This is a genomic window from Streptomyces xylophagus (assembly GCF_000716435.1).
In the GTDB taxonomy this organism is placed as follows: domain Bacteria; phylum Actinomycetota; class Actinomycetes; order Streptomycetales; family Streptomycetaceae; genus Streptomyces; species Streptomyces xylophagus.
Map to the genome: position 1 here is coordinate 70316 of NZ_JNWO01000014.1, position 26277 is coordinate 96592.

Below are 26277 nucleotides of genomic sequence, written 5' to 3' on the forward strand. Positions count from 1 at the left end.
TTCATGAGGGGTCACATGTACCGGCCGCCGGTCACCTCGACCACGGCTCCGGTGACGTAGCTCGCCATGTCGGAGGCGAGGAAGAGGACTACCTGGGCGACCTCGGCGGGTTCGCCCGCGCGGCCCAGGGGGATTTCGGCGAGCTTCGCGTCCCACGCGGCGGGCGGCATCGCCTCGGTCATGGCGGTGCGGATCAGGCCGGGCTGTACGGCGTTGACGCGGATGCCCGCCTTGGCGAGTTCCTTGGCGGAGGCCTTGGTGAGGCCGACGAGTCCGGCCTTGGCGGCGCTGTAGTTCGTCTGGCCGAAGTTGCCGACCTTGCCGGCGATCGAGGAGATGTTGACGATGCTGCCGCCGCGTCCGTGCGCGCGCATCGCCTCGGCGGCGTGCCGGGTGCCGTTCCAGGCGCCGGTCAGATGGACGTCGACGACCGCGCGGAAGTCGGACAGGGCCATCTTGCGCAGGGTCGCGTCGCGGGTGATCCCGGCGTTGTTGACCATGACGCCGACCGGGCCGAAGGTGTCGCCGCAGTGGGCGACCAGGGCGGCGACCTCGTCCTCGTCGGTGACGTCGCAGCGCAGCGAGGCGGCGGCGACGCCGTTCTTGGCGAGGCGTTCGGCGGCTTCCGCGGCGGCGACCTCGTTGATGTCGCCGAGGACGACGGACGCGCCCGCGGCGCCGAGGACTCCGGCGATCTCGAAACCGATGCCCTGTGCGCCGCCGGTGATCACCGCGTTGCGGCCGTCCAGCAGTCCCATGTCAGCCCGCCCTTGGCTCGACGCCGTCCCCCACTATTCCTTCTAAATAGATAACCTATTATGCTGAAACAATCAATACAGCGATCGGCTGGGCGGGCGAGGCCGGGCGAGGAGAGCACACGGGTGGACATCAGCTATCCCGCGGAGACCGAGACGTTCCGCACCGAGGTCAAAGGGTTCCTCGCCGAGACACTGCCGCCGGCCTGGAAGGGCATCGGCGCGCTCGACGAGGAAGCCGCCTGGGCCTTCGCCCGGGACTGGCGGCGCCTGCTCGCCGAGCACTGCTACCTCTCCCTCACCTGGCCCGAGCAGTACGGCGGCCGGGGCCTGTCCAAGCTCCACCAGGTGGTCCTGATGGAGGAACTGGCCCTGACCGGTGTGCCGTTCGGGCTGCCGCAGGACACCTTCGGCGTCAAGATGCTGGCGAACACGCTGCTGCGCTGGGGCACGGACGAGCAGCGAAGCTACTTCCTGCCCCGCATCCTCAGCGGCGAAGACACCTGGTGCCAGGGGTACTCGGAGCCCGACGCGGGCTCGGACCTGGCGTCGTTGACGACACGTGCGGTCCGTGACGGCGACGAGTGGGTGATCGACGGCCAGAAGGTGTGGACGTCCGGCGCCCACCACAGCGACTGGATCTTCGTCCTGGCCCGCACGGATCGCGACGCCTCCAAGCACCGCGGCATCTCCTTCCTCCTCGTCCCGCTGGACCAACCCGGCGTCGAGGTAAGGCCGTTCCGCATGATGAGCGGCCAACTCCACTTCAACGAGGTCTTCTTCAACGGCGCCCGCACCCGCGCCGACCTCGTCGTGGGTGGCGTCGACAACGGCTGGACGGTCGCGCAGAGCCTGTTGGGCGTGGAGCGCGGGGAGGAGGCGGCGACCAACCCGATCCTGTTCCGGGCCGAAGTGGAACGCCTGGTGGAACTGGCCCGCCTGTACCGGAAGGACCAGGACCCGGTCATCCGGCAGCGGATCGCCTGGTGCTGGTCCAAGGTCGAGATCATGCGCTACCTCGGCTACCGGATTCTCACCGGCTGGCTCAAGGGCGCGGAGCCGGGGCCCGAGTCGTCGATCGCCAAGCTGTACTGGAGCGAGTACCACACGAAGGTCACCGATCTCGCGATGGACATCATGGGCCTGCACGGCCAAGTGCCGGTCGGCCGCCCACCGTTGCGCACGTACCGCACCGACGACCCCGGCGCCGCGAACTCCTCGGCGTCCTGGTCGACGACGTACCTGATCGCCCGCTCCGGGACGATCTACGCGGGCACCTCGCAGGTACAGCGGAACATCCTCGCGGAGAAGGTGCTGGGGTTGCCGCGGGAGCCGAGGGCGACGGCTGGTTGAGGCGGGGGCGGTGGCTGCTGGTTGTGGCAGGTTCGGCGGCGACCGATCCAAGGCTGGTTCAGCGACGGCTAGTTACGGCAAGTTCGGCGGCGGCCGACTAAAGCCGGCTCCAGGACGGCTGGCTGCGGCAGGCTCAGCGGCGGCCGGTCAAGGGCGGTTCAGCGAGGGCTGATTGCGAACAGGTTCGGCGGCAGCCAGTCAAGGCCGGTTCAGCGACGGCCGGTTACGACAAGTTCGGCGGCAGCCGGCCGAGGCCGATTCAGGGAGGGCTGGTATCGACAAGTCCGGCGGCGTCTCAGGTCGCGGTCGGCCAGCGGCTGCCGCCGTGCCGGTCGGGTCCAAGTAGGCCCGCCCGGGGCCGATTCCGCGTCCGCGCGGTCGGCCTCGACCACCCCGCCCCGACCACCCCGGCCTCGCCTTCACGCAGCCGCCGCGCAGCCTCGCGGGCTCACTCGCGTGTCTCGAACGTCCCGAGTTCAGGTACTGGACGCGGCCCGGTCCCCGGGCGCCAGCCCGCCTCCAGCTTGCGCAGACCCACGCCGTCCGGCGCCCAAATGTGGCAGCTGTTCAACACCCCGGCCGTGGCGCGCGGGCCGTTCGCGGGCTCGCCCGCGTCACGGCGGCGCGCGTTGGCGGACATGGCCGCCTGCACCACGGCGGGGCCGAGCACCCGGGCCAGTTCGTAGAGGTGGGAGCAGCCCAGGACGCCGCGGAACCGCTCCTGGATCGCCCGGTTGTATCCGGCGGTGACGCCGAGGCCGACCAGGCTGTCGAAGACCGGGGTGATGAGTGGGCACTCGGCGTGCGGGAACGTCCGCATGTCCGCGTCGGCGGCCACGATGGTCATGTCCGTGAGGCGGACCCGCACCGTCAGCACCATCCGATGGATGTCGGCGGCTTCCGGCTCGGCCCACGGCCGCTCGTCCCGCAGTTCCGCCTCGACCGAGATCTCCTCGCCGCCGGGCTCCTGGTGGGCGGTGACGGTGATGGTCCGGCGATGCAGCGGGAGTTCGACGCGGCTCACGACGAGGCCTCCGCCGGCTCCGGCGCGTTCTCGCCCAGCCCGGCGAACTCCGGCGGCCGGCGCTCGATGAAGCTGCGCACGCCCTCGCGGTAGTCCGGCGCGCGCTTCGCCGTGGCCAGCAGCGCGGCAGCGGTGTCGCGGCTCTCGGTGAAGCTTCTCGCCTGGTCGTCGGCGAGCTGCCGCTTGATGAGGGACATCGCGTACGGGCTGGCCGAGCGGGCCAGTTCCGTGGCGTAGGCGAGCGCCGTCGGGAGCAGTTCCTCCGGCTCGACGAGACGGTTGACCAGGCCCATCGCCTCCGCCTCCGTGCCAGTGACGCGGCGCGAGGACAGCAGCAGGTCGCTCGCGTTCCCGTAGCCGACGAGCCGGGGCAGGAGCCATGAGACGCCGTCCTCGGCCACCAGGCCGCGCGCGCTGAACGCGGCGGCGAACTTGGCGCCAGGCACCGCGAATCGCACATCGCACATGAGCGCCTGGTTGAAGCCGATGCCGGCGCACGCGCCGTTGACGGCGGCCACCAGGGGCTTGGGGAACGACATGGGCCGGGTGCGTGGCGGCAGCCGGTCGGTCGGCCACGGGCGCGCGCCGGAGGACGCGCCGTCCAGCACGCTCATGTCCATGCCGGGACAGAAACTGCGTCCCGCGCCGGTGAGCACGACGGCCCGTACCGCCGGATCCGCCTCGGCGCGGTCGAACAGCTCGTTGTAGAGCAGTTCCATCTCCAGCGTCCAGGCGTTGTGCCGCTCGGGCCGGTTCAGGGTGAGCAGCATGACTCCGTCGCCGGTCAGCTCGCTGAGGATCACCGGGGTCGCATGCTCGTTCATCGAGGTCACTCCCAGAGCCCGCGTTGGCTTTATAGCTAGATGAATCATCTATATACCCAACCACGGTCCGGGCACCAGATTCAGGCCCCGCCGAGGGAAGATCACACAGACCTTGACCTGGTACCCTCGATGCACTAAGACGATTCATTTTGCTATATGGAGGAGCCCGCCGTGGCCGAGGCAGCCCGCGCAGAAACGCCGATCGTGCCCGTCCCCGCGCGTGGCCGCGTCGGACGTCAGGTGCGTGTCCCGAAGACCGCCGAGCTGGTGGCCGCGGAGCTGCGCCGCCAGATCGTACGGGGCGAGCTGAAGCCGGGCGACGCCCTGCCGCCGGAGTCGGGACTGATGGAGCAGTTCGGCATCTCCCGACCGACGCTGCGCGAGGCGTTCCGCGTCCTGGAGTCGGAGTCGCTGATCACGGTACGCCGCGGCGCGCACGGCGGCGCCCGGGTGAGCGCGCCGGACTCCGATGTCGCGGCCCGCTTCGCCGGCCTGATCCTCGAATACCGCGGCGCCACCCTGGGCGACGTCTACCGCGCCGCGGCCGTCATCGAGCCGCCGTGCGTGCGCCAACTGGCCGCCAAGCACACGGCGGACGACATCAAGCGACTGCGTGACGCGGTGGCGGCCGAGAAGGCCGTACTGGACGACCCGCTGAGCCTGGTCGAGGCCCAGGACACCTTCCACGCCCTGCTTGTCGAGCTGACCGGCAACCAGACGCTGATCCTCCTGTGCGGCATGCTGCGCAACATCATCGACCGGGCCAACGCCTCGTACACCGCGGCCGCCACCGACGCCGCGACCCAGAAGGCGCAGGCCCTGAAGGGGCACCGGGCCCATGTGCGGCTGGTCGGCCTGATCGAGTCGAGCAAGGCGGACGAGGCAGAGAAGCTGTGGCAGCGCCACATCAGCGGCGCCGACGACGTCGTGAACGGGGCCGGCCCCAAGACGGTGCTCGAACTCCTCGACTGACCGGGCAGACCCTCTTCGACCGACCGCGCGGATCAAGGATCACCGAGCCGTTCCCACCCTCACCCCTTGCATCTCCGAAACAGTTAGATAATTATAGGAGGCGTACTGAATAGACCTGGGGTCCGGAGGCGACGGCCATGGCCGAACAGCGCAAGCGAATCTTCGACTGCGACCAGCACATGTACGAGGAACGGGACTCCTTCACCCGCTACCTCCCGAAGGAGTTCCTCGGCCAGGCGGTGGCCCCGGTGACGCTCCCGGACGGCCGCGAGGTCATCCTCGCCGGGGACCGGATCGTGGTCTGTCTGGAGCCGGAGTTCGGGCAGGTCTACCGGCCCGGCTCGCTCAAGGAGATGCTCAAGGCGATGGCCTCGGGCAACCCCGACGAGACGTACCAGTTCGAGCCGATGCACGAGTCGTACCAGAACCGCGAGGCCCGGCTGCGCGTCATGGACGAGCAGGGCCTGGACCAGACGATCATCTACCCGGGCGGCTGGGCACTGGTCGCCGAGGAGTACGTGCAGGGCGTCGAGCCGCTCTACGCCAACTACCACTCGTTCAACCGCTACATGAACGAGGTGTGGGGCTTCAACCACCAGGACCGCATCTACTCCCCCGCGCTGCTGTCGCTGCGCGACCTGGACCACGCGGTCAAGGAACTGGAGTACGTCCTGGACAAGGGCGCCCGGTTCATTATGCTGCCGACCGGTCCGCAGTACGGCCGCTCACCGGGCGACCCGTACTTCGACCCGTTCTGGAAACTGGTCAACGAGGCCAAGGCCAGCGTCTGTTACCACATCAGCGAGTTCTACTACAACTCGCACGTCGCCCCGGCCTGGGGCCACGACGCGAGCCCGATCCACTTCCGGATGTCGGCCTGGCAGTGGATGAACACCTACGGCCAGCGCCCCATCGAGGAGACGCTCTCCGCGCTGATCTTCGACAACCTCTTCGAGCGCTTCCCCGACATCAACGTCCTGGTCTCCGAGTTCGGCGCCGAATGGGTGCCCCACTTCGTCCGGCACATGGACAAGAGCCGTGGCATGGGCCGCAACGGCCCCTGGATCGGCGGCCAGTTGGCGGAGCGGCCCAGCCAGGTGTTCCGCAAGCACATCCGCGTGGTGCCCTACCCGGAGGACGACATCCCGAGCCTGGTCAAGCGGCTCGGCTACCACGAGTCGATCGTGATGGGCTCGGACTTCCCGCACGCGGAGGGCATCGCCAACCCGGCCGACTACCGCAAGCTCCTCGCCGAGCTCGACGAGTCGGTCCAGGACGACATCATGTACAACAACGCCCAGCAGCTGATCAGCCGCTGAGCCTCGAACGCGCCCCGCCTGGCGGCGGACCGGGTCATCGGACCAGGTCCGCCGCCAGGTTCGCGATGTTGGTGAGCAGTGCCGTGCCGCGCCGGGAGTGGTCGTAGCCGGAGAGCGGATAACCGTTGCTCAGACAGGCGAAGGACAGCCCGGACTCCGGGTCGATGAAGCCGAGTTGGTAGGCGGCGCCCGCGCTACCGAAGAGCGACGGCGAGCCCGTGGACGGGAGTTGGCTGCCGGCGTCCGGACCGGCCACCGTCACGAACAGGCCCATGCTGGTACGTCGACTGCCGCCGCCCCCGTAGATCTGCTCCCCGTACGGGAGTTGGGTCAGCCGGATCCGGGTGCCCTCCGCCACCCCCTCCGGCTTCCACAGGCCCGAGTGCTCCAACGCCTGGAAGTACAGGGCGACATCGGCGGCGGTGGCGACCAGGGCATGGCTGGGCTCGCCAGCCGCCAGGACGCGGGGGTCGGCGAGGTACCACGGCCCCCAGGGGTCGGGTTCCTGGGTGTCGTCGGTGCGGTCGGTGGCGGTCATCGGGGCGACGGTGCCGGGCTGTTGGTCGACCGGTACACCGAGTTCGATCGAGGTGAGGCCCAGCGGCCGGGCGATCCGCTCCTGGAGGTAGTCGGCGAAGGGCAGCCCCGTGCGCCGCTCGACGATCTCGGCGATCAGCCATGCGGCGGCGGTGAGATGGAACTGGAAGCGGGTCCCCGGCGGGGTGTCGAGCCGCCAGCGCCCGAAGGCGGCCAGCCGTTGCTCGCGGTCCAGCATCTTCGGGTACCCGAGCGGGGCGAAGGGGAAGCCGGCGGTGTGCGTGAGCACCTGCTCGACCGTCACTGTCTCCTTCCCGTTCGGCGCGAACTCCGGGATGATCGCGGCGACTTGCTCGTCCAGGTGCAGAAGTCCCTCGCCGAGCAGCTTCCACACGACTCCGGCGACGATCGACCGCCCGACGGACTGCAGGACGTATCGGGTGTGCGGGCCGGCGTTCCCCCAGGTCTCGAACGCCACCAGGCGACCGCCCCGCGCGACGGCGACCTGCGCCGACGGCAGCGGTCCCTGCTCGACCTCCAGGCGGATCCGGCGCAGTAGGACGTCCAGCCGGTGCGGGTCCACCCCCACGCTCTCCGGGTCGACGACGGAGTGGTCAGTCATGGGCTTCTCCTTGGCCGGGTTCGCGCAGTCGCTGCCGTACGACCTTGCCGTTGGCGTTGCGCGGCAGGTGGTCCACGAACCACCAGCGGACGGGGACCTTGAATCCGGACAGCCGGGTGCGGGCGTGCGCCCTGAGCGAGGCGGGTTCGGGCGGGGCGTCGGGGTCGGCCGGCACGACGAAGGCGACGACGGTCTGGCCGAGCCGTTCGTCGGGGGCGCCCGTGACGGCCACGTCCGCGACACCGGGGTGCGCGGCCAGGACGGTCTCGACCTCCAACGGGTGGACGTTCTCGCCGCCCCGGATGATCATGTCGGTGCCGCGGCCGTACAGGTAGAGGTAGCCGTCCGGCGCCACGCGGCCCAAGTCGCCGCTGTGCAGCCAGCCTTCGGCGTCGATTCGGAAGAAGTGGTCGGCGCGGGCGTGGATCTCACCGACGCCGTCCGGCCCGGTGTCCCGCACCCGCAGCTCGACGCCGGGGGCGGGCCGTCCCACGGACCGCAGCAGTTCGGTGCGGCCGGCGACAGCCTCCCTGTGGTCCTCGGGGGTGAGCACGCTGATGGGCGAACCCTCGGTCTGCCCGAACATGTTGAGCATGCGGACGCCGGGCATCGCCTCGTACGTCCGCCGCAGGGTGCCGGGGCGGACCGGCGCGCCACCGTACTGCAGGACCCGCAGCGTCTCGTGGTGCGCCTGGCCTGCCGTCAGCAGGGTCTCCAGCATCGCCGGGACCATGCTGGTGTGAGTGACGCCGAGCTCGCGCAGCAGGGCCCAGCCCTCGACGGTGAAGCGGGGCAGGCCGGTGATCAGCGCGCCCGCTGCCAGGGCGACGGCGATGTTGCCGAGGCCGGCGATGTGGTGGAAGGGGGCGCTGCCCCCGTAGAAACTGTCCGGATCGAGCGCGCAGAGGCGGCCGTTGACGCGGGCGCGGGCGGCCAGGCGGCGTTGGGTCATGCGGACGGGTTTGGGGAGGCCTGTCGTGCCGGAGGTGTGCAGGACGACGGCGAGGTCGTCCTGCTCGGCGGTCAACGGTCTTGTGCTCGGGCCGAGTTCGGGGACGACGACGGCGCGGCGGCCGGACAGCCGGGCGACCTGATCGCCGAGTTCGGCGAACTCGGGCTGTGCGAGGAGGAGTTGGGCTCCGGAGGCCTCGACGACGGCCGCAATCTCGTACGGCGTCATGCGGACGCCGAGCGGGGCGAGCGGGTGGCCGGACCCGGCGCCGCCGATGACGAGCGCGAGGGCGTCGGCGGAGGTGGCGGCCAGGGCGGGTACCGGGGCGCCGGGGTCGAGGCCGAGGGTGTCCAGCCAGTCCGCGGCGCCCGCCGCCCGGTCGAGGAGTTCGCGTCCGGTCCAGGTGAGGTCCCCGAACCGGACGGCGGGACGGGAGTGGTCGTAGGCGGCGGTCACCGTCGCCGTCCAGGTGAACTCCGCCTCGGCGCCCACCGGTTCAGGACTCCAGCAGGGCCGAAGCGGTGCCGGTGACCACCTCGGCGCCGTCCTGGGTGACGGTTCGCAGCGAGAAGTGGGCGACCGGGCCGTCCGGCGAGTCCTCGACCGACTCGACGGTCGCCGTGGCGGTCAGGGTGTCGCCGGGCCACACCTGAGCCTTGAAGCGCACCCCGAAGGTCAGCAGCGCTTCGACGCCGACCCAGTCGGTCAGGACACGGCCCGTCATGCCCATTGTGAGCATGCCGTGGGCGAAGACACCGGGGTAGCCCGCGACCTCGGTGGCGAACTTCTCGTCGGTGTGCAGCGGGTTGAAGTCGCCGGACGCGCCCGCGTATTGGACGATTCGGGTGCGCTTGAGGTCGTCGACCAGGACGCTCTCGCGGGTCTCGCCGACCTTGACGTCGTCGGCACTCAGGCTCATCGGACGTCGTCCTTCCGGGTGGCGGGGCCTTCGGGCACGACGGCCACGGTGCGGGCGCTGACGACGGGTTCGCCGTCGGCGTCCCGGTACTCGGTGATGCGCTCGCTGAACAGGAGCAGGCCGGTGCGGCCCCGCTTCTCCCAGCTGCGGCCGGTGACGGTGGTGGCGTACAGGGTCTCCCCCGCGCGTACCGGCCGGTGGTAGGTGAAGTGCTGCTCGGCGTGCAGGCCGCCACCGCCCTCGGGCATCACGCCGGGCCCGGCGCCGGACCCGAACCACTCCTCCCCCGGCTTGGGCCGCAGCCGGTAGTCGGGATCGTGGTGCGCGCTCGCCATGGTGAAGGTGGGCGGTGCGAGTGCGCCCTCGCCGACATACGCCGGGTTCTCGTCGCCGATGGCCCGGGCGAACATCAGGATGTGCCCGGCTTCGACGGGGAACGGCTGCCCTGTCATCTTCCTTCTCCTCTGTCAGTGCACACAGAAGCGGTCTTGCTCCTCGGTCAGTACGGCAGGAACGCGTCGCGAGTGGCCTCGTCCGGGTCGAAGTCCGGGGGCAGTCCCTCGAACTTGGGCTCCCGTTTCTCCACGAAACTGGCCACCCCTTCACGGAAGTCGGGCGAGCCCGCGAAGAACTCCATGGCGGAGTAGGAGCGGGCGAGCGCTTCGGTGAAGGGCCGGTCGAGATCGCCGTAGACCTGATGCCGTACGACGGCCATGGCGCGCGGTGAGCAGTTGCGGGCGATGTCGCGGGCGTAGGCGCGGGCCGCGTCGAGCAGATCCTCCGGCTCCACGACCCGGCTGACGAGGCCGAGTTGCTTCGCCTCGTCGGCGTCGAAGACGCGGCCGGACAGGAGGAGGTCGAGGGCGTTCTCCAGGCCGATGACGCGCGGCAGCACGTACGGGAGGTTGTACTCGCCGGCGAGGCCGCGGCGGGTGAAGGCGGTGGTGAAGCGCGCGCCTCGGGCGGCGAAGCGTACGTCGCAGATCAACGCCTGGACCAGGCCGATGCCCGCGCAGGCGCCGTTGACGGCCGCGATGAGCGGCTTGGGCATGTTCCGCCTGCTGTACATGGGCACGCGGGCCTGGAGGTTGAGGGACTGGCCCGGCTGCGCGTTCTGCTCCAGCCGCTGGACGTCCATGCCGGGGCAGAACGCCCGGCCCGCGCCGGTGACGATCACGACGCGGACGGCGGGGTCGGCGGCGGCCTCGTCCAGGAGGGCGAAGAAGCGGCGCTCCATGGGGAGGCTCCACGCGTTCTTGCGCTCGGGCCGGTTGAGGGTGACGGTGGCGACACCGTCCTCGTCGACCTCGTAGAGCACCAGGTCCCGGTCGGGTTCGTCGGGCATCGCGTCACTCCTCGGTCAGCGGTTCGATGGCGTCGATGGGTTGGATGGATTGAATAGGTTGAATGGGTTGGATGGGTTCGCCGACGCCCGGTCGCTCTCCGGAGATCGTCACCACCACCTGCCCCCGGGCGCAGACGACCCCGTCGGTCATCACGTCGACGTCGGCGAAGTGCAGCCTGCGGCCCCGGCGGACGCAGCGCGCGTAGGCGACGGCCTCCGGGCCCCGGGCGGGCGCGAGGTACTGCACCGACATCGAGACGGTGCTGAGCAGACTCCCCTTCTGGAAGTCGTGCCCGGCGATCACGGCTCCCGCGCCCGCGGTGTCGATGAGCGCGGAGATCACTCCGCCGTGAAAGACGCCTTCGTGGGCGGTGAGTTGCTCGGCGTAGGGAAGGACGACCTCGACGCCGTCGGGGTCCCAGCGGACCATGCGCACCCGACAGAGGCGGTTGAACGCGACGCCGCGCTCCCAGCGGGCCCGGAACCACTCGCGGCGTTCGCGCTGCTCCTGGTCGGTGAGGGTTCTCGCCGCGACGGTCATCCGCACGCCCTCCGGTCTCGGCCGGTCAGCCGATCCATATAGTTACATGAATTGGATAGTTGAAGCAATCATCCGAGCCACAGCCAGGGCGCCAGATGTATTATTTATATAACTCATTCGATGCCTGTGAACAGAGGGAGACCTCGATGCCGTCGACCGCCCTGGCCGGGATCCGCGTCCTCGACCTGTCCCGCATCCTGGCCGCACCGCTGGCCACCCAGATGCTGGCCGACCTCGGCGCGGAGGTCATCAAGGTCGAGCGGCCGGGCACCGGCGACGACTCACGGACGTACGGTCCGCCGTTCGCCCCCGGGACGGACACCGCAGCCTTCTACCTCTCCTGCAACCGCAACAAGCGGTCCGTGACTGTCAATCACGCCACCGCCGAGGGACAGGAGTTGATCCGCTCGCTCGCCGCGCGCTCGGACGTCCTGGTGGAGAACTTCCGCGCGGGGACGCTGGCGAAGTACGGCCTCGACCACGAGAGTCTGCTGGCGCTCAACCCGCGCCTGGTCTACCTGTCCGTCACCGGCTTCGGCCAGACCGGTCCCTATGCCGGGCGCCCCGGTTACGACGGCATCTTCCAGGCCATGTCCGGGATGATGAGCGTCTCCGGCCACCCAGACGAGCCGATGAAGGTCGGCGTGAGCATGGTCGACATCCTCACCGGCCTGTACGCCTCGACGGCCGTCCTGGCGGCGCTGCGGCACCGGGACGCAACCGGCGAGGGCCAGTTCGTCGACCTGTCCCTGTTGGACTGTGGGCTGGCCTCGCTGTCGCACTTCGCGATGAACTACCTGGTCTCCGGAGAGGTTCCGCGTCGGCGCGGCAACGGCGGCTACGGTGGAATCCCCTCCCAGGCCTTCCACTGCGCGGACAAACCGCTCTTCCTCGTCGCGGGCAACGACAAGCAGTTCGCCGCCTTCTGCGCGGCGGCCGACCGCACCGACCTGCTCCAGGACCCCCGGTTCGCGACCACCTCCGCCCGGATCACCCACCGGGAGGAGATCCTGCCGGTGCTCGAAGACATCATGCGGACCCGGACCCGGGACGACTGGCTGGCCCTCCTGGACGAACACGACGTGCCGGCGGGCCCGTTCAACGAGATGCCCGAGGTCTTCGCCGATCCCCAGATCCAGCACCGGGGGATGCTGGTCGAGGTCGACGATCCGGTCTCGGGCCCCCTGCCCCTGCTCGCCAATCCGATACGGCTCACGGCGACCCCGGTCGAGGGCTACACCCCGCCGCCCGCGCTGGGCGAGCACACCGCCGAAGTCCTGTGCGGGCTCGCCGGGGTGACGGAGGATCAGCTCGCGGGACTGCGCGCGCGGGGTGTCGTCTAACAACGGTCACCCGATGAGGGTCCTGCCGCCCTCCAACATCAGTGTCGCGCCGGTCAGATAGGCCATGTCGTCGCTCACCAGCGCGGCCACCGCCCTGCCGATGTCCGCCTCCGGCTCGCCGAGCCGCCCCAGCGGAATCTCCCGCGCGAGTTCCTCCGCCTTCCGCGGATGCGCGGCGAGATAATCCTCCGCCGCCGGGCTGAGCGCGGCCGGGCAGACGACGTTCACGCGGATCCCGTACGGGCCCCACTCCCGCGCGGCGACCCTGCTCAGCCCACGGATCGCCTCCTTGGCCATGGCGTACGCCGCGAAGGTCGCCTCGCCCTGCACCGCCGCCGAGGAACCGAGGTTGACGACACTGCCCCGGCTCTCCCTCAAGTGGGGCAGGGCCGCCTGCATCGCGTGGAAGACGGCCAACGGCCCGCTGCGGTAAGTGAGTTCGACATCGTCGTACGACGTCTTCTCCAGCCGTCGCTGCACCGAGGACTGGGCGTTGTTGACGAGCACGTCGAGGCCGCCGAACTCCCGTACCGTCTCGGCCACCATCCGGTCGATGTCGTCCCGCTCCCCCACGTCCCCGACCACGGTGTAGGCCCTGCCGCCGCGCTCGGCGATCTCCCCTGCGGTGTCCTTCAGCTTGGTCTCGGTGCGGCCGGTGATGACCACAGCCGCGCCCTCGGCCGCGAGCGCCAGGGCGATGCCTCGGCCCACGCCCTGTCCTCCGCCGGTGACCAGCGCCGTCCTGCCTGCCAACCGTGCCATCACGTCTCCTTCCAGAAGGCCGTCCACGTGGGGAAGGCGTCGGGCAGTGCCGGATTTCCCGCGCCCTCCCACCCGTTGAAGCCGACGGCCTGCGGGCGGTCGGTCACGTCGGCCGCGTACCAGTGCTGTTCGCGGCGCCGGGAGAAGTACCAGTCGCCGTCGACGCGCGCGTAGTCGTCGAAGTAGCAGATCGCCATCACGATCCACCGGTCCCCCACCTCGTGCTCGGCGCGGCAGTAGACCGCGCCGGTCGCGGTGTCGCGGCCGGTGAACTCGACGCGGTGGCCGCAGATTTGGTGCACCGAGCGGTGGAAGCCGCGCACGAGGGGTTCGATGTGCTGCCGTAGAACCTGCCGTCCTCGCCCGTGGCGTCCCATGTCGACGTCCGGGCGGAAGCAGCCGACCCAGGCGTCGAGGTCGCGGGAGTCAACGGCCAGGGCGTAGCGGATGGGCAGTTGTTGGATGGCCTGGTGGGACTCGATGCGGTCGAGGCGGTCCTCGGTCGAGGTCATGGCCGCGGCTCCCTCGGCAGACCGAGGACCAGCTCCCCGATGATGTTGCGCTGGATCTCGCTGGAACCGCCGTAGATCGTCTCCGCGAGGGAGAGCAGGAACGAGCGCTGTCGGGTGTCGAGTTCGTAGTCCTCGCCGACGATCTGTCCGGCGGGTCCGGCCAACTCCATTGCCAGGTGGCCGAGTTGCTGGTGGCGGGTCGAGGCGTAGAGCTTCGCCGTGGTGGCTTGGGCGCCGGGTGTGCGGCCCGCGGTCAGTTCGGCGAGGGTGCGTAGGTTGGTGGTGCGCATGATGCGTACGGAGATCCAGGCGTCCAGGATCCGGCGGCGCAGCATGGGGTCGTCCAACGCGCCCCGGGAGCGGGCCAGTTCGATCAGTGCCTCGGCCTCCCGCTCGAAGCCGAGTTGCTGGGGCAGCAGGGTGGTGCCGCGTTCGATGCCGAGCGTGGCCATCGCGGTGCGCCAGCCCTGACCTACCTCGCCGACGGCCATGTCCGCGCCGGTGCGCGCGTCGGAGAGGAAGACCTCGGCGAACTCGTCCTGGCCTGCGAGGTTGCGGATGGGCCGGATCTCCACGCCGGGCTGGTCGGTGGGGAGGAGGAGCAGGGTCAGGCCTTTGTGGCGCCGGGAGTCGGGGTCGGTGCGGGTGAGGACGTAGAGCCAGTCGGCGTGGATGCCGAACGAGGTCCACACCTTCTGCCCGTTGACCACCCACTGGTCGCCGTCGCGTTCGGCGCGGGTGCGGACGGAGGCCAGGTCGGAGCCCGCGCCGGGTTCGCTGAAGCCCTGTCCCCACAGTTCCTCGACGGCGAGGATCGGTGGCAGGAAGCGTTTCTTCTGGGCCTCGTCGCCCATGGCGAGGAGCATCGGGCCGAGCAGGTCGAGGGCGTTGACGGTGGCGCGGTAGGGAGCGTTGACGCGGGCGTACTCATACTCGAAGACGATCTCCTCCAGGAGTCCGAGGCCGCGTCCGCCGTACTCCTTCGGCCAGCCCACGCCCAGCCAGTTGCCGGCCGACAACTCGCGGTCCCAGGCCAGGCGTACGTCCCAGGCCGCTCCGTCGGTGGGGCCACCCACGCCCCGGTGTTCGGCGAACTCCCCCACGAGGTGGTCCGCGAACCAGTCCCGCAGTTCGTCGCGGAAGTCGCGTACGGCGGGCCCGAAGTCCACTTCCATGTCTGTCTCTCCTGGGTGTCAGATGCCGAGCCGGGCGGCGAGCAGTTCCCGGTGGTGCGCGGGTGTGCCGAGCAGCACCTCGGAGCTCTTGGCCCGCTTCAAGTAGAGGTGCGCGGGGTGCTCCCAGGTGAAGCCGATGCCGCCGTGCACCTGGATGTTGTCGCCCGCGACCTTGGTGAAGGCCTCCGAGCAGAAGGCCTGGGCGAGGGCCGCCGCGACGGCGATCTCCGTCTCGTCGCCGGCGTCCAGGGCCCACAGTCCGGCGTACGCGGCCGAGCGGGCGGACTCGATCTCGACGAGCATGTCGGCGCACTTGTGCTTGATGCCCTGGAAGGAGCCGATGGGGCGGCCGTACTGCTCGCGGATTTTGGCGTACGCGACCGCCGCGTCCAAGGCGGCGGCGGCTCCCCCGACCTGTTCGGCGGCCAGGAGGACGGCGGCCGTGGCGAGGGTGCGTTCGATCACGGGCCAGGCCGTGCCGTCGGTGCCCAGCAGGCGGGCGGGGGTGTCCGTGAAGGTGATGCGGGCCTGTTTGCGGGTCTGGTCGAGGGTGGGGAGGGGGTCGCGGGTGAGGCCGGGGGCGTCGGCGGCCTCGACCGCGAAAAGGCTGACGCCGGCGGGGGTGCGGGCGGCGACCAGGATCAGGTCGGCGAGGTGTCCGTCGGGGACGTAGGTCTTCGCGCCCGTGAGCCGCCAACCGCTCGCTCCGGCGCGGGCGTTGAGGTGGATGCCCGGCTCGTCCCAGCGTCCGTCGTCCTCGGTGAGGGCGAGCGTGGCGACCGTCTCGCCGGCGGCGATGCCCGGGAGGAAGTCGGCGCGGGCGGCCTCGTCGTCGCAGCGCAGCAGCGCCTCGGCGGCCAGGGCGACGGTGGCGAAGTACGGGGCGCACAGCAGGGCGCGGCCCGTCTCCTCGAAGACGACGCCGAGGTCGACGTAGCCGAAGCCGGAGCCGCCGTACTCCTCCGGTACGGCGAGGCCCTGGAGTCCGATCTCCGTGGCCATCCGCCGCCAGATGCCCGGATCGTGTCCGCGCGGGTCGGCGGCCAGGCGGCGCACGTCGGCCTCGGTGGCGTGCCGGGTGAGGAACGACCGTACGACCGTGCGCAGTTCGTCCTGTTCCTCGCTGAAGGTGAGATCCATGCCGAGCTTCCCGTCCTCGGTGCGCCCGTGTGCCGGACGCTTGCCGCCCGCCTCTCGATACAGTTAGATAATTATAGTATCCGCACTGAATACACCAGGAGCGCGACGTGACCGATCCCTACGCCCCGTTCACGAGCCTGACCTTCGAGCGGCCCGCGCCCGGTGTGCTGCGCATCGTGCTCGACGCGCCGAACCTCAACGCCGTCGATCCGCGCATGCACGGTGAGCTGGCCGATGTCTGGCCGGTCGTCGACCGGGACGAGGAGACCCGCGCGGTGCTGGTCCAGGGAGCGGGCAAGGCCTTCTCGGCCGGCGGGACCTTCGACTCCATCGAGGCCCTGACCGAGGACTACGCCGTGCGGGCCCGAGTGATGCGGGAGGCGCGGGACATGGTCTACGGGGTGATCAACTGCTCGAAGCCCGTGGTCTCCGCGATCCACGGCCCGGCGGTCGGTGCGGGGCTGGTCATCGGCATGCTGGCGGACATCTCGATCGCCGGACGCAAGGCGAAGATCGTCGACGGGCACACGCGGCTCGGGGTGACGGCCGGCGACCACGCGGCGATCTGCTGGCCGCTGCTGTGCGGGATGGCCAAGGCCAAGTACTACCTGCTGACCTGCGAGACGCTGACCGGCGAGGAGGCCGAGCGGATCGGCCTGGTGTCGAAGTGCGTGGACGACGAGGACGTGCACGCCGAGGGACTACGGGTCGCGACCCTGCTCGCCGCCGGGCCCGCCAGCGCGCTGAGCTGGACCAAGCGGTCCCTCAACCACTGGTACCGCACGGCCCAGCCGCTCTTCGAGGCCTCGCTGGGGCTGGAGTTCTTCGGGTTCGGCGGGCACGAGGTCGTCGAGGGACTCGCCGCCCACCGCGAGAAGCGCGCCCCGGACTTCGAGGGCGTGGGCGGCAAGCACCCGATCGACCTGTGACCCACGGACACACGAAGCACGAGGAGCGCGCGATGACGGCAGAGCCCACCACCGCCACCGAAATCCCCCCGCTGGTAAGGGGGTTGACCTACGAGGAGATGCCGGTCGGGCAGATCTTCCGCACCGCCCGCCGCACGGTCACCGAGACCGACCTCGTCAACTTCGTCACCTGGGGCGGATTCAACGAGCCGCTCTTCTGGGACGCCTCGCACGCGGCCGACGGCGGCTACAGCGGGCGCCTGGTCCCGGGCGCGCTGACGTACTGCATCGCCGAGGGACTCGTCCTGCAGACGAACGTGCTGCACGGCACGGGCCTGGCCTTCCTGCACATGGAACTGACCGTGCGGGGACCGGTGTACGTCGGCGACACCCTGTACGCCGTCGTCGAGACCACGGCCTCCCGGCCGTCGGGCAAACCCGGCCGGGGCGTGGTGACCAGCCGGATCACCGTACGCAACCAGCGGGACGAGGACGTGCTCGTCTACACGCCGGTGCGGCTGATCCGGGGCCGGGACTACGAGGCTCCGACGCGCTGATCCCGGGGGCCGGGCGGGACCAGGGTCAGCCCGGCCGTCGGCCCCGGAGCCTCGGGGCCCGCGAAGGCTCCGGCCCGCAGCCAGTCCGAGGGCATCGGCGGGCGCGGCGGGGGTTCGTGGTCGGGGACGGCCATCGCGTAGAGGCGGGTGTAGCGGAACTTGGCCTCCAGGTTGTCGAGCACCGACCAGTACTCGTAGCCGCAGACGTCCACACCGCGCTCGATCACCCGGCCCAGCCAGGACAACCTGGCGCGCAGCAGGGCCCGGCGGCGGGCGTCGTCGCTGTGGCCGGTCTCGTCGACGAGGTCCAGGTCGCCCATGCCGTTGTCGACGACGGACAGCGGCGGCAGCAGGTCACCGTAGAGGTCGTGGAGGTCCGCGACGGCGTCGGCCAGGCCCTCGGGGAGGATGGGCCAGCCGTACGCCGTCGTCTCCACGTCGTCGAAGGGGACGACCGCGAAGCCCAGGCCGACGAGGAGTCGGTTGACCTCGTTGAGCCTGCTCTGGCACTTGTCGGCGGGCAGGGCGCGGGCGAGGTTCTCCGGTGCGGTGACGCGGAACGGGGTGTGCCAGGACAGGCCGAGCAGGTCCTGCGGGGTGGCGATGACGTCCATGTCCCCGAGGCGTACGCAGTCGGTGTCCTCGATGGGTGAGACGTCGTCCTCGGTCACCATGTGCTCGCCGAGCAGCAGGGGGTCGAGGAAGAGGCGGTTGGTCCAGCTCAGCAGGCGGTCCAGGGCAAGCCGGTCGAAGGGGTCCTCGGTGGCCGCGTAGCCGCCGACGAGGGTGACCGTGGTACCGATCCGGCCGCTCACGCCGGCGGCGCGGAGCGCGCGGGTCGCGAGTCCGTTGGCGAGCAGGATGTGGTGGACCGCGGGCAGGCCGGCGCGGCCGATGCCCCGGCCCGGGGTGTACATCCCGGCCACGTGGTCGGCGAGGGTGGGTCCGGCCAGGTCGGTGGAGGTGATCCAGCGGATGACGCGGTCGCCGTAGCGGCGGCCCAGCTCGGCGGCGTAGGCGGCGAAGTGCTCGGCGGTGTCGCGCTCCAGCCAGCCCCCGCGCTCCTCCAGCCAGGGCGGCAGCGACCGGTCGAAGAGAGTGAGACAAGGGCGCAGGCCGAGGGCGAGCAGGGAGTCGAGTTCGCGGTCGCAGCGGTCCAGGGCCACGTGGTCCCAGCTGCCGGGGCCGTCGGGCTGGACCAGCGGCCATCCGGCGACCATCCGGTGCGTGTCGGGCGTGACGCCGACCAGCTGCCGGATGTCGTCGGTCCACTGCCGGAAGTGCCCCGCGCGTTCCGGCGGAGGGGGCGGCGGGGCCGCGATGGCGTCCGCGGTGGCGACTCCCCAGTCGACACCGTGGAAAGAATCGTGCAGGAAACCATCGCTCATGGTCACCGTCCCGGGCGGAATAGCTAACGCATTCAACTGAATGCCCGCCGTCCGGACGCTAACACTTCGGGGATACGACGACAATGTTTCGGACAGATCTCATCGGTCCGTCAAAGTGTCGGGGCGGGTCGGGCCGTGTCCAGGGCGGGGGGCCGCGGGCCGTCGGATCGTAGCCATGATCGACCCGTCGAGGATGCCGGAGACCGTGGCCGGCGGAGGCGGGCGGCAGACGATCCGCAGGCAGGCGGTCCCGCGCACGTCCAGCCGGGCGTCCACGAGATCGTCCTCGGCCGGTCGCGCCGGACGGGTTACGACCGCGTGGTGGCCGCGGCGGCAGTGGCCGAGGGCCGCCTCGATGATCGCCCGGTCGTCTCGGGCGGTGGGGCCGGGGAGCGTTTCGGCCATGATCCGGTCGGCGATTGGAGCGGTCCCCAGGCCGTGTTGCCAACGGCAGGTGGTGAGCCGGGTGCACCATGGACTCCGGCGTCGAGCAGTGTCATTCCCAGCACGGGCCACGCCTTCCGCCTGCGACGGTCCAGCCGCGGGGCGTCCATCTCGCTGCGTAAACTGCTGGCTCCTGCGCCCGCCCTTGATGGCTGCGCGCGCACTGACGGTTTCCCGTTCGAGCCGAAGGACTGAGCCGTGCCCGACCGACCTGAGATCGTCTGCATCTGCGGCTCTACTCGGTTCGTGGACGAGATGAGCGCGGCCAACCGTGAACTGACCTTCGCAGGTGTCATCGTCGTCGCGCCGGGCGTCTTCCTGCGCGCCGAGGATCACGAAGCGGATGAGTTGATCACCGACGAGCAGAGGACCGCGCTGGGCGCCCTCCACCTGCGCAAGATCGACCTGGCCGACCGGGTTCTGGTCGTCAACCCGGGCGGGTATATCGGCGAGTCCACGAGCAGGGAGATCGCGTACGCCCGCGCCACCGGCAAGCCGATCTCGTTCACCGATCCCTTCTGATCTGACCAGAAGAGCTGAGGGCATACGACGGAAGAGCGCGCTCCAGTCGGCACAACTGCCCGTCCGCACACCGGAGTCCGCAAGCGAGCGCGCTCTCCCCCTGCTCCAGTGCCGCCTACTCCCCCAAGGGCAGGAACTCCTCCTCCCGCCACCAGGGATAGACGGCCGGCATGTCCTTGCTGACCCGGCCCGGGAACTCGGGCGGCCGCTTGGCGAGGAACGACTCGACGCCCTCCACGGGATCCGGACCGCCGCCGATCTGGCTCATGATGCGCGAGTCGAGGCGGTGCGCGGCCATCGGGTGGGGCTCGCCGAGCATCCGCCACATCATCTGGCGGGAGAGGGCGACCGAAATCGCCGAGGTGTTCTGGGCGATCTCACGGGCGAGTTCGTATGCCGCCGGAAGCAGTTCCTCCGGCGGGTGGACGGAGCGGACCAGCCCGGCCGACAGGGCCTCGTCGGCGCCGAAGACGCGGCCGGTGGCCACCCATTCCATGGCCCGTTGCATACCCACGGCCCGGGGCAGGAACCAACTGGCCGCGGACTCCGGCACGATGCCCCGGCGCGCGAACACGAAGCCGAACTTCGCCGAGGTCGAGGCCAGCCGGATGTCCATGGGCAGGGTCATGCTGGCGCCGACGCCGGCCGCCGGGCCGTTGACCGCCGCGATGACCGGCTTGGTGCTGGAGAAGATCCGCAGCGCGACCCGGCCGCCGGTGTCCCGGTGCCAGGCACCCGCCCTGCGGTGGTCGAAGGAGGACCCGCCGGAACTGACATCGGCCCCCGCGCAGAAACCGCGCCCGGCTCCGGTCACCACGATCGCCCGTACGTCGTCGTCGGCGTCGGCCGCGTCCAGGACGTCGAGCAGGTCGCCCATCATCTGCGGATTGAAGGCGTTCAGCTTCTCGGGCCGGTTGAGCGTGACGGTGAGGATCCGGTCCGCCACCTCGGCCCGCACGGTCTCGTACTCCTGCTCCGGCATGCGCGTCCTCCGTCGGGCTCTGCACTCCACGACCTGGTTCTCATAAAGCTCAATTAGTTATAGCATTCAACTCTACTGAACTGTTCCTGGATGGTGGCGGTGGAGATGACGGATCTGGTGGTGACGGCCGTCGGGCCGGTCCGGCTGATCGAGCTGAACCGGCCGGACCAGCTCAACGCGATGAGCGAGGAGTTGCATTCCGGCCTCGCGTCGGTCTGGGACACGGTCGCCGACGACCCCGAGGCACGGGTGGTCGTGCTCACCGGTCGGGGAAGGGCGTTCAGCGCGGGCGGCAACTTCGACATCATGACCCGGGTCCAGCGCGACCCCGCCTTCCGGCAGCAGAACGTCGACGAGGCCCGGCGGATCATCACCGGCCTGGTCCGCTGCCCGTTGCCGGTGATCGCGGCGGTCAACGGGCCCGCCGTGGGCCTCGGTTGCAGCCTGGCCCTGCTGAGCGACCTGGTGCTGATCGCGGACGACGCCTATGTGGCCGACCCGCACGTCCAGGTCGGTCTCGTCGCGGGCGACGGCGGCGCGCTCGTCCTGCCCCTGCTCGTCGGCCTGACCCGCGCGAAGGAACTCCTTTTCCTGGGCGAGCGGGTGAACGCCGAAGAGGCAGTCCGGCTCGGCATCGCCAACCGCGTCGTACCGAAGGACAAGCTCCTGGACGAAGCCATGGACCTGGCCGGACGCCTGGCCGCCCTGCCCACACAGGCGCTGCGCGGCACCAAGCGGGCGGTGAACCTCCATCTGGAGCAGGCCATGGCCGCCGTACTGGAGCCGGCGCTGCTCGCCGAACGGGACAGCATGCACGACCCGGGCCACATCGCCGCGGTGGAGCAGATCATCGCCTCGCGTGGGCGTCGCCGAGCCGGTACGGAGGGCTGAGCGGCATGGACTTCGCGTTCAGCGACGAGCAGGACGAACTGCGGCGCACAGTACGGGCGTTCCTCGCGGACACCTCGCCCGAGACCGAGACGCGGCGGCTGATGGAGACACCGAAGGGCTTCGACAGGGCACTGTGGCGCCGGATGGGGACGGAACTCGGCCTGCAGGGGCTGGCCGTTCCCGAGGAGTACGGCGGCGCCGGGTGCGGGCCGGTCGAAGTGGGCGTGGTCATGGAGGAGTTGGGCCGGGCGCTGGTGTGCACGCCCTTTCTCTCCTCGGCCGTACTGGCGACGACCACGCTGCTGCGCTGCGACGACGAGGACGCCCGCAAGCGTCTGCTGCCGGGGCTCGCCTCGGGTGAGTTGGTCGGGACACTGGCCCTGACCGAGGACTCGGCCCGCTGGGATGCGACGGGCATCGCTCTCAACGCCCGCGAGTCGGGCGGCAGTTGGCTGCTGACTGGACACAAGATGTTCGTCCTCGACGGTGCCACCGCCGACGTCGTCCTCACCGTCGCCCGGACCGAACACGGCATCGGTGTCTTCTGGGTGGACGGCGACGCGGCCGGACTGACCCGCGCTCCCCTCCCCACGATGGACCCGACCCGCCGGCAGGCCCGCCTCGACTACGACGACGTACCGGCGACCCGGCTGCGTACGCACGGCGATGGCTGGGACCTCGTCTCGCAGGTGCTCGACCGGGCCGCGGTGGCACTCGCCGCCGAGCAGGTCGGGGTGGCCGCCCGCGCACTGGACATGGCGGTGGAGTACGCCAAGGTACGGCACCAGTTCGGGCGGGCCATCGGTTCCTTCCAGGCGGTGAAGCACCTGCTCGCCGACGTCCTCCTCGAAGTGGAATCGGCGCGTGCCGCCGCGCACTATGCGCTGCTCGCGGCAGCGAACGAGGACCCGGGCCTGCCCGCGGTGGCGAGTCTTGCCAAAGCGTTCTGCTCCGACGCGTGTCTGCAGGCGACGGCGGAGAACATCCAGGTCCACGGCGGCATCGGCTTCACCTGGGAGCACCCGGCCCACCTGTATCTGAAGCGAGCCAAGACGTCACAACTCCTGTTCGGGGACCCGGCGTTCCATCGCGAACTGCTCGCGCGGCACATCGGGTTGGACGCGGTCACAGTGGAGGGAACGGCATGAAGGTCGACGGAAAGCTCAGTGTGTGGGGAACCGCTGAAGTCGTGGCGGAGGCCCTCCACCACGAGAAGGCGGGCTACGACGGCCTGTGGGCCTCGGAGTCGCAACACGACCCGTTCCTGCCGCTGCTGCTCGCGGCCGAGCACACCGAACGGCTGGAGGTCGGCACGGCGATCGCGGTGGCGTTCGCCCGCTCCCCCATGCAACTCGCCTACACGGCACACGACTTGCAGGCCTACTCCGGCGGGCGCTTCTCGCTCGGCCTGGGCAGCCAGATCAAACCGCACATCGAGCGGCGCTTCGCCATGCCGTGGAGCCGCCCCGCCGCCCGTATGCGGGAGTACGTGAGCGCGCTGCGCGCGATCTGGGCCGCCTGGAACGAGGGTGAGAAGCTCGACTTCCGCGGCGACTTCTACACGCACACGCTCATGTCCCCCTTCTTCTCTCCCCCGCCCACGCCCGGCGGCGCCCCCAAGGTCTTCGTAGCGGCGGTCGGTGAGGCGATGACCCGGGTGGCGGGCGAGGTAGCCGACGGGCTCCTGGCACACGGCTTCACCACCGAGCGGTATCTGCGGGAAGTGACCCTCCCGACCGTCGAGTTGGGCCTCGAACGGTCCGGCCGCACGCGCGGCGACTTCTCCGTCTCCCATCTCCTCCTCACCGCGACCGGCCGCACCGAGGAGGAGCTGGCGCGCGCGATCGACTGCACCCGCCGCCAGATCGCCTTCTACGGCAGCACACCCGCCTATCGCGGAGTCCTGGAGCTGCACGGTTGGGGCGAACTCGGCGACGAGCTGAACGCGTTGTCGAAGTCGTCCCGGGAGGACAAGTGGGAGGCGATGGGCGGGCTCGTCGACGACGAGGTGCTGAACACCTTCGCGGTCGTCGCGGAGCCGGAGCGGGTCGCGGGCGAGATCACGCGCCGGTACGGGAGTCTGGTCGACCGGGTGTCCTTCTACACCGCGTACGAGATCGACGCCGAGGTGTGGGAGCCGATCGTGCAGGAGCTGCACGGGAGTTGACCGTACGTCAGCAGAGCAGGTCCAGGACCGTCGTCATGGACCTGCTCTGCAGCAGGTAGTCCTCGGCCTCCTGGAGATGGAGGCGCCACAGCTCCTCGGCGGCCTCGGTGCGGCGCCCGGCGACCAGTTCGACGAGGGCGCCGTGGGCGCGGAAGCCCCGGCGGTTGGCCCGGATGTTCTCGGGGCTGCCGGCGTCGAGGTCGACGTGGGACCAGTTCGCCTGGTCGATGATGTGCCGGACCATGCCGTTGAGGACGCTCAGCGTCTCGTTGCCGGCGAGTTCGACGACGAGGGCGTGGAACTCCATGTGGGCGCGGATGAAGGCCGAGGGGTCGTCCATGAGCCCCTCTGCCTCGGCGACGGAGGCCCGCAGCCGCTCCAGGTCCCGGTCGGTGCGGCGCTCGGCCAGCAGACTGGCGCACGGTGCCTCGATGACCGTACGGGCGTCGTAGACGTCCTTGAGGGTCGTACCGCGGTATTCGAGGACGACTCCCGCGTAGCGGGCGGCGACCGTGCCCTCGGGGACCTGCACCCGTGCCCCGCCCCGGGCGCCCCGCCGCACGCTGATCAGCGACTCCGACTCCAGTACCCGGAACGCCTCGCGCAGCGTCGGCCGGGAGACGGCGAACTCCGCCATCAGGGCCGTCTCGGCGGGCAGCGCCTCCCCCTCGGCCAGTTCCCCGCGCACGATCTTGCGGCGCAGCTGTGCCGCCACCAGCTCGGCCATCTTCGGGACCCGTACCGGCGTGTTCGCCACGGCATCCATCTCCTTCAGTCGCCTGGGACCGGCACGAAGTACGGCAAGGTGATCTCGTCGGTGAGGGGCCGGAAGTCCACGCGCACCCGCATGCCGATGGTCACGTCGTCCGGGTCGCCCGCGTCGACGTGGGACAGCAGGGTGCCGCCCTCGTCCAGGTCGATCACGGCCAGCGCGAACGGTGTCTCGAAGCCGGGGCCGGGTGCGCGGTGGACCACGGTCACCGAGTAGACGGTGCCCCGGCCGGCGCTGGGCACGTACCGCCAGTCCGCCGACATGCAGCCGGGGCAGGCGGGTTCGGGCACGAGGAAGCGCAGCCCGCAGGCCGGGCAGTGCGGGACGACCAGATCTCCGCGCCGGGCCGCGTCCCAGAACGGCCGGGACAGCGGGGTGGCCACGGGCACGGGGCGGCTCATCGGATCCTCCCCAGCACGCTCATCTCGTAGTGCTGCGCGCCGGAGCCCGCGTTGCCGACGACCGCCAGCTCCGCGCCCTCGACCTGGTGGACGGCGGTGCCGCGCAACTGCCGTACGGCCTCGACGACTTTGAGGGTCATCTGCTGGGTTCCGTTCCACGCGTACGCCAGGCAGCCGCCGTCGGGATTGACGGGGTGCTTGCCTCCGACGGCGATGGCGCCGCTGGCGGCCAGGGGGCCGCCCTCGCCCTCGCCGCACAGCCCGAGGATTTCCAACTGCCGGATGATCTCGAAGGAGTTGGGGTCGTAGAGGGAGAAGACGTCCACGTCCTGCGGGCCGATGCCCGCCATGGCGTAGGCGCGAGTGGCCGCGTCCCGGCCGAGTTGGCCGACCTCCCGGTACAGCGCGGGGTTGGCGTACGCGGCCTGGTGGTACTCCATGCCGCCGCCGAGCACGGCGACGGGCGGGTGGGGCAGGTCGCGGGCCCGTTCGGCGGTGGTCACCACGAGGGCGGCGCCGCCCTCGCCGACGATGCAGCAGTCCAGCAGGTGGAACGGTGTGGCCACCATGCGGGAGGCGAGCACGTCGTCGGCGGTGTACGGGCCGCGGCCGTACATCATCGCCTCCGGGTTGGTGGTGCCGTTGTTGCGGACGGTGGCGGCGACCTCCGCGAGCTGGTGGGCGGTCGTCCCGTACTGGTGCATGTGCCGGGCCGCTACCAGCGCGAACTGGGCGACGACGTAGCTGCCCCAGACGTCGGCGAACTCCAGCGGGACTCCGGCGCCGACGGGGCCCGCACCGCGCGAGACCAGTTTGCAGCCGCCGACCACGACGGTGTCGGCGAACCCCGCCCGTACGGCCGCCGCCGCCTTCAGCAGGCCCCGCGAGCCGGCGTTGTCGAGCATCGAGTCGCTGGTCCAGCGCAGGTCCCGGCCGAGCATCCGCGCCCAGGAGCTGCCCTCGCCGGGCACACCACCCGGGCCGGGCCAGTCGACCTGGGCGCCGTCGACGTCCGCCGGAGTCAGCCCGGCGTCCTCGATCGCGCCACGCACCGCTTCGAGGGCGAGGCCCATCGCGTCGCGGTGTGGGAGGGACAGCGCCTGCTCGGTGGCGTGCACGCCGACGACGACGGGTTGGCGGCCGTTCACGG

29 protein-coding genes are annotated in these 26277 nt (G+C 70.7%); 10 read left to right on the forward strand and 19 right to left on the reverse strand.

Annotated elements, in window-relative coordinates:
- Window positions 1-11: 11 nt before the first annotated feature.
- Window positions 12-758, reverse strand: coding sequence for a 3-oxoacyl-ACP reductase FabG (gene fabG / locus OO70_RS28835; protein WP_043677449.1), 747 nt, complete (start codon window positions 756-758; stop codon window positions 12-14).
- A gap of 123 nt (window positions 759-881) precedes the next feature.
- Here fabG and OO70_RS28840 point away from each other — a divergent pair, with 123 nt between their 5' ends.
- Window positions 882-2108, forward strand: a complete 1227-nt coding sequence (locus tag OO70_RS28840; RefSeq protein ID WP_043677453.1) for an acyl-CoA dehydrogenase family protein — start codon at window positions 882-884, stop codon at window positions 2106-2108.
- Window positions 2109-2556: 448 nt separating this feature from the next.
- On the opposite strand, the gene OO70_RS28845 is transcribed toward OO70_RS28840, so the two are convergent.
- Together OO70_RS28845 and OO70_RS28850 are read right to left on the reverse strand one after the other, a co-directional pair.
- Window positions 2557-3132 (reverse strand): DUF2889 domain-containing protein, encoded by a 576-nt coding sequence (locus OO70_RS28845; RefSeq protein ID WP_043677455.1) that lies wholly within the window; start codon window positions 3130-3132, stop codon window positions 2557-2559.
- Window positions 3129-3956, reverse strand: a complete 828-nt coding sequence (locus tag OO70_RS28850; protein WP_043677457.1) for an enoyl-CoA hydratase-related protein — start codon at window positions 3954-3956, stop codon at window positions 3129-3131. Before OO70_RS28850 ends, OO70_RS28845 begins: the two co-directional genes overlap by 4 nt.
- 171 nt (window positions 3957-4127) lie before the next feature.
- On the opposite strand from OO70_RS28850, the gene OO70_RS28855 reads away from it, so the two are divergent.
- Together OO70_RS28855 and OO70_RS28860 are read left to right on the forward strand one after the other, a co-directional pair.
- A complete protein-coding gene (locus OO70_RS28855; protein ID WP_043677459.1) occupies window positions 4128-4928 on the forward strand; it encodes a FadR/GntR family transcriptional regulator in 801 nt (266 codons plus the stop codon).
- 137 nt (window positions 4929-5065) lie between these two features.
- The gene (locus OO70_RS28860) at window positions 5066-6247 is read left to right on the forward strand and encodes an amidohydrolase family protein (RefSeq protein WP_043677462.1); all 1182 of its coding nucleotides are present in this window, start codon (window positions 5066-5068) and stop codon (window positions 6245-6247) included.
- Window positions 6248-6281: 34 nt separating this feature from the next.
- On the opposite strand, the gene OO70_RS28865 is transcribed toward OO70_RS28860, so the two are convergent.
- Genes OO70_RS28865 through OO70_RS28890 form a run of 6 tightly spaced genes read right to left on the reverse strand, consistent with a single transcriptional unit; the run spans window position 6282 to window position 11163 of the window.
- A complete protein-coding gene (locus tag OO70_RS28865) occupies window positions 6282-7406 on the reverse strand; it encodes a serine hydrolase domain-containing protein (protein WP_043677464.1) in 1125 nt (374 codons plus the stop codon).
- Window positions 7399-8850, reverse strand: coding sequence for a class I adenylate-forming enzyme family protein (locus OO70_RS28870; protein WP_043677466.1), 1452 nt, complete (start codon window positions 8848-8850; stop codon window positions 7399-7401). The genes OO70_RS28865 and OO70_RS28870 overlap by 8 nt, the downstream gene beginning before the upstream one ends.
- Window positions 8851-8854: 4 nt before the next feature.
- The gene (locus tag OO70_RS28875; RefSeq protein ID WP_043677467.1) at window positions 8855-9277 is read right to left on the reverse strand and encodes a MaoC/PaaZ C-terminal domain-containing protein; all 423 of its coding nucleotides are present in this window, start codon (window positions 9275-9277) and stop codon (window positions 8855-8857) included.
- The gene (locus OO70_RS28880) at window positions 9274-9729 is read right to left on the reverse strand and encodes an FAS1-like dehydratase domain-containing protein (RefSeq protein ID WP_043677470.1); all 456 of its coding nucleotides are present in this window, start codon (window positions 9727-9729) and stop codon (window positions 9274-9276) included. Before OO70_RS28880 ends, OO70_RS28875 begins: the two co-directional genes overlap by 4 nt.
- Window positions 9730-9776: 47 nt before the next feature.
- A complete protein-coding gene (locus OO70_RS28885; protein WP_043677472.1) occupies window positions 9777-10622 on the reverse strand; it encodes an enoyl-CoA hydratase-related protein in 846 nt (281 codons plus the stop codon).
- Window positions 10623-10626: 4 nt separating this feature from the next.
- Window positions 10627-11163 (reverse strand): PaaI family thioesterase, encoded by a 537-nt coding sequence (locus OO70_RS28890; protein WP_043677474.1) that lies wholly within the window; start codon window positions 11161-11163, stop codon window positions 10627-10629.
- 146 nt (window positions 11164-11309) lie between these two features.
- Between OO70_RS28890 and OO70_RS28895 the strand changes: the two genes are divergently transcribed.
- A complete protein-coding gene (locus tag OO70_RS28895; RefSeq protein WP_043677480.1) occupies window positions 11310-12506 on the forward strand; it encodes a CaiB/BaiF CoA transferase family protein in 1197 nt (398 codons plus the stop codon).
- Between the two features lie 6 nt (window positions 12507-12512).
- Here the strand turns inward: OO70_RS28895 and OO70_RS28900 are convergent, their stop codons facing one another.
- Genes OO70_RS28900 through OO70_RS28915 form a run of 4 tightly spaced genes read right to left on the reverse strand, consistent with a single transcriptional unit; the run spans window position 12513 to window position 16095 of the window.
- On the reverse strand, window positions 12513-13268 hold the full coding sequence (locus tag OO70_RS28900) for an SDR family NAD(P)-dependent oxidoreductase (protein WP_043677487.1): 756 nt from the start codon (window positions 13266-13268) through the stop codon (window positions 12513-12515).
- Entirely contained in the window at window positions 13268-13780 is a 513-nt protein-coding gene (locus tag OO70_RS28905) for a nuclear transport factor 2 family protein (protein WP_078651594.1), read from the reverse strand. Before OO70_RS28905 ends, OO70_RS28900 begins: the two co-directional genes overlap by 1 nt.
- Window positions 13777-14955 carry an acyl-CoA dehydrogenase family protein gene (locus tag OO70_RS28910; RefSeq protein ID WP_043677491.1) on the reverse strand — a complete coding sequence of 393 codons (1179 nt, stop codon included), beginning with the start codon at window positions 14953-14955 and terminating at the stop codon, window positions 13777-13779. The genes OO70_RS28905 and OO70_RS28910 overlap by 4 nt, the downstream gene beginning before the upstream one ends.
- Before the next feature lie 18 nt (window positions 14956-14973).
- Window positions 14974-16095: an acyl-CoA dehydrogenase family protein gene (locus OO70_RS28915; protein ID WP_043677493.1), complete on the reverse strand. Its 1122-nt coding sequence runs from the start codon at window positions 16093-16095 to the stop codon at window positions 14974-14976.
- Between the two features lie 107 nt (window positions 16096-16202).
- On the opposite strand from OO70_RS28915, the gene OO70_RS28920 reads away from it, so the two are divergent.
- Together OO70_RS28920 and OO70_RS28925 are read left to right on the forward strand one after the other, a co-directional pair.
- On the forward strand, window positions 16203-17024 hold the full coding sequence (locus OO70_RS28920) for an enoyl-CoA hydratase/isomerase family protein (protein WP_043677495.1): 822 nt from the start codon (window positions 16203-16205) through the stop codon (window positions 17022-17024).
- Window positions 17025-17056: 32 nt separating this feature from the next.
- Window positions 17057-17560 (forward strand): MaoC family dehydratase, encoded by a 504-nt coding sequence (locus OO70_RS28925; RefSeq protein WP_043677497.1) that lies wholly within the window; start codon window positions 17057-17059, stop codon window positions 17558-17560.
- On the opposite strand, the gene OO70_RS28930 is transcribed toward OO70_RS28925, so the two are convergent.
- The gene (locus OO70_RS28930; protein WP_051741703.1) at window positions 17539-18948 is read right to left on the reverse strand and encodes a family 1 glycosylhydrolase; all 1410 of its coding nucleotides are present in this window, start codon (window positions 18946-18948) and stop codon (window positions 17539-17541) included. The genes OO70_RS28925 and OO70_RS28930 overlap by 22 nt on opposite strands.
- 99 nt (window positions 18949-19047) lie before the next feature.
- Window positions 19048-19353 carry a hypothetical protein gene (locus OO70_RS28935; RefSeq protein ID WP_043677498.1) on the reverse strand — a complete coding sequence of 102 codons (306 nt, stop codon included), beginning with the start codon at window positions 19351-19353 and terminating at the stop codon, window positions 19048-19050.
- A gap of 237 nt (window positions 19354-19590) precedes the next feature.
- On the opposite strand from OO70_RS28935, the gene OO70_RS28940 reads away from it, so the two are divergent.
- Complete coding sequence (locus tag OO70_RS28940) at window positions 19591-19914, forward strand: hypothetical protein (protein WP_043677499.1); 324 nt, start codon at window positions 19591-19593, stop codon at window positions 19912-19914.
- A 115-nt stretch (window positions 19915-20029) separates the two neighbouring features.
- Here the strand turns inward: OO70_RS28940 and OO70_RS28945 are convergent, their stop codons facing one another.
- Complete coding sequence (locus OO70_RS28945) at window positions 20030-20896, reverse strand: crotonase/enoyl-CoA hydratase family protein (RefSeq protein WP_043677500.1); 867 nt, start codon at window positions 20894-20896, stop codon at window positions 20030-20032.
- Window positions 20897-21001: 105 nt separating this feature from the next.
- Here OO70_RS28945 and OO70_RS28950 point away from each other — a divergent pair, with 105 nt between their 5' ends.
- From OO70_RS28950 to OO70_RS28960, 3 genes are read left to right on the forward strand one after another with little or no spacing between them, the layout of a single operon-like run.
- Window positions 21002-21787 (forward strand): enoyl-CoA hydratase/isomerase family protein, encoded by a 786-nt coding sequence (locus OO70_RS28950; protein WP_234336952.1) that lies wholly within the window; start codon window positions 21002-21004, stop codon window positions 21785-21787.
- 5 nt (window positions 21788-21792) lie between these two features.
- Window positions 21793-22935 carry an acyl-CoA dehydrogenase family protein gene (locus OO70_RS28955; RefSeq protein ID WP_043677501.1) on the forward strand — a complete coding sequence of 381 codons (1143 nt, stop codon included), beginning with the start codon at window positions 21793-21795 and terminating at the stop codon, window positions 22933-22935.
- Entirely contained in the window at window positions 22932-23954 is a 1023-nt protein-coding gene (locus tag OO70_RS28960; RefSeq protein ID WP_043677503.1) for an LLM class F420-dependent oxidoreductase, read from the forward strand. The genes OO70_RS28955 and OO70_RS28960 overlap by 4 nt, the downstream gene beginning before the upstream one ends.
- A gap of 7 nt (window positions 23955-23961) precedes the next feature.
- Here OO70_RS28960 and OO70_RS28965 read toward each other — a convergent pair whose 3' ends face one another.
- From OO70_RS28965 to OO70_RS28975, 3 genes are read right to left on the reverse strand one after another with little or no spacing between them, the layout of a single operon-like run.
- Window positions 23962-24720: a FadR/GntR family transcriptional regulator gene (locus OO70_RS28965; RefSeq protein ID WP_043677505.1), complete on the reverse strand. Its 759-nt coding sequence runs from the start codon at window positions 24718-24720 to the stop codon at window positions 23962-23964.
- A 5-nt stretch (window positions 24721-24725) separates the two neighbouring features.
- The gene (locus tag OO70_RS28970) at window positions 24726-25127 is read right to left on the reverse strand and encodes a Zn-ribbon domain-containing OB-fold protein (protein ID WP_043677508.1); all 402 of its coding nucleotides are present in this window, start codon (window positions 25125-25127) and stop codon (window positions 24726-24728) included.
- Window positions 25124-26275, reverse strand: a complete 1152-nt coding sequence (locus OO70_RS28975; protein ID WP_043677749.1) for a thiolase family protein — start codon at window positions 26273-26275, stop codon at window positions 25124-25126. Before OO70_RS28975 ends, OO70_RS28970 begins: the two co-directional genes overlap by 4 nt.
- Window positions 26276-26277 lie beyond the last annotated feature (2 nt).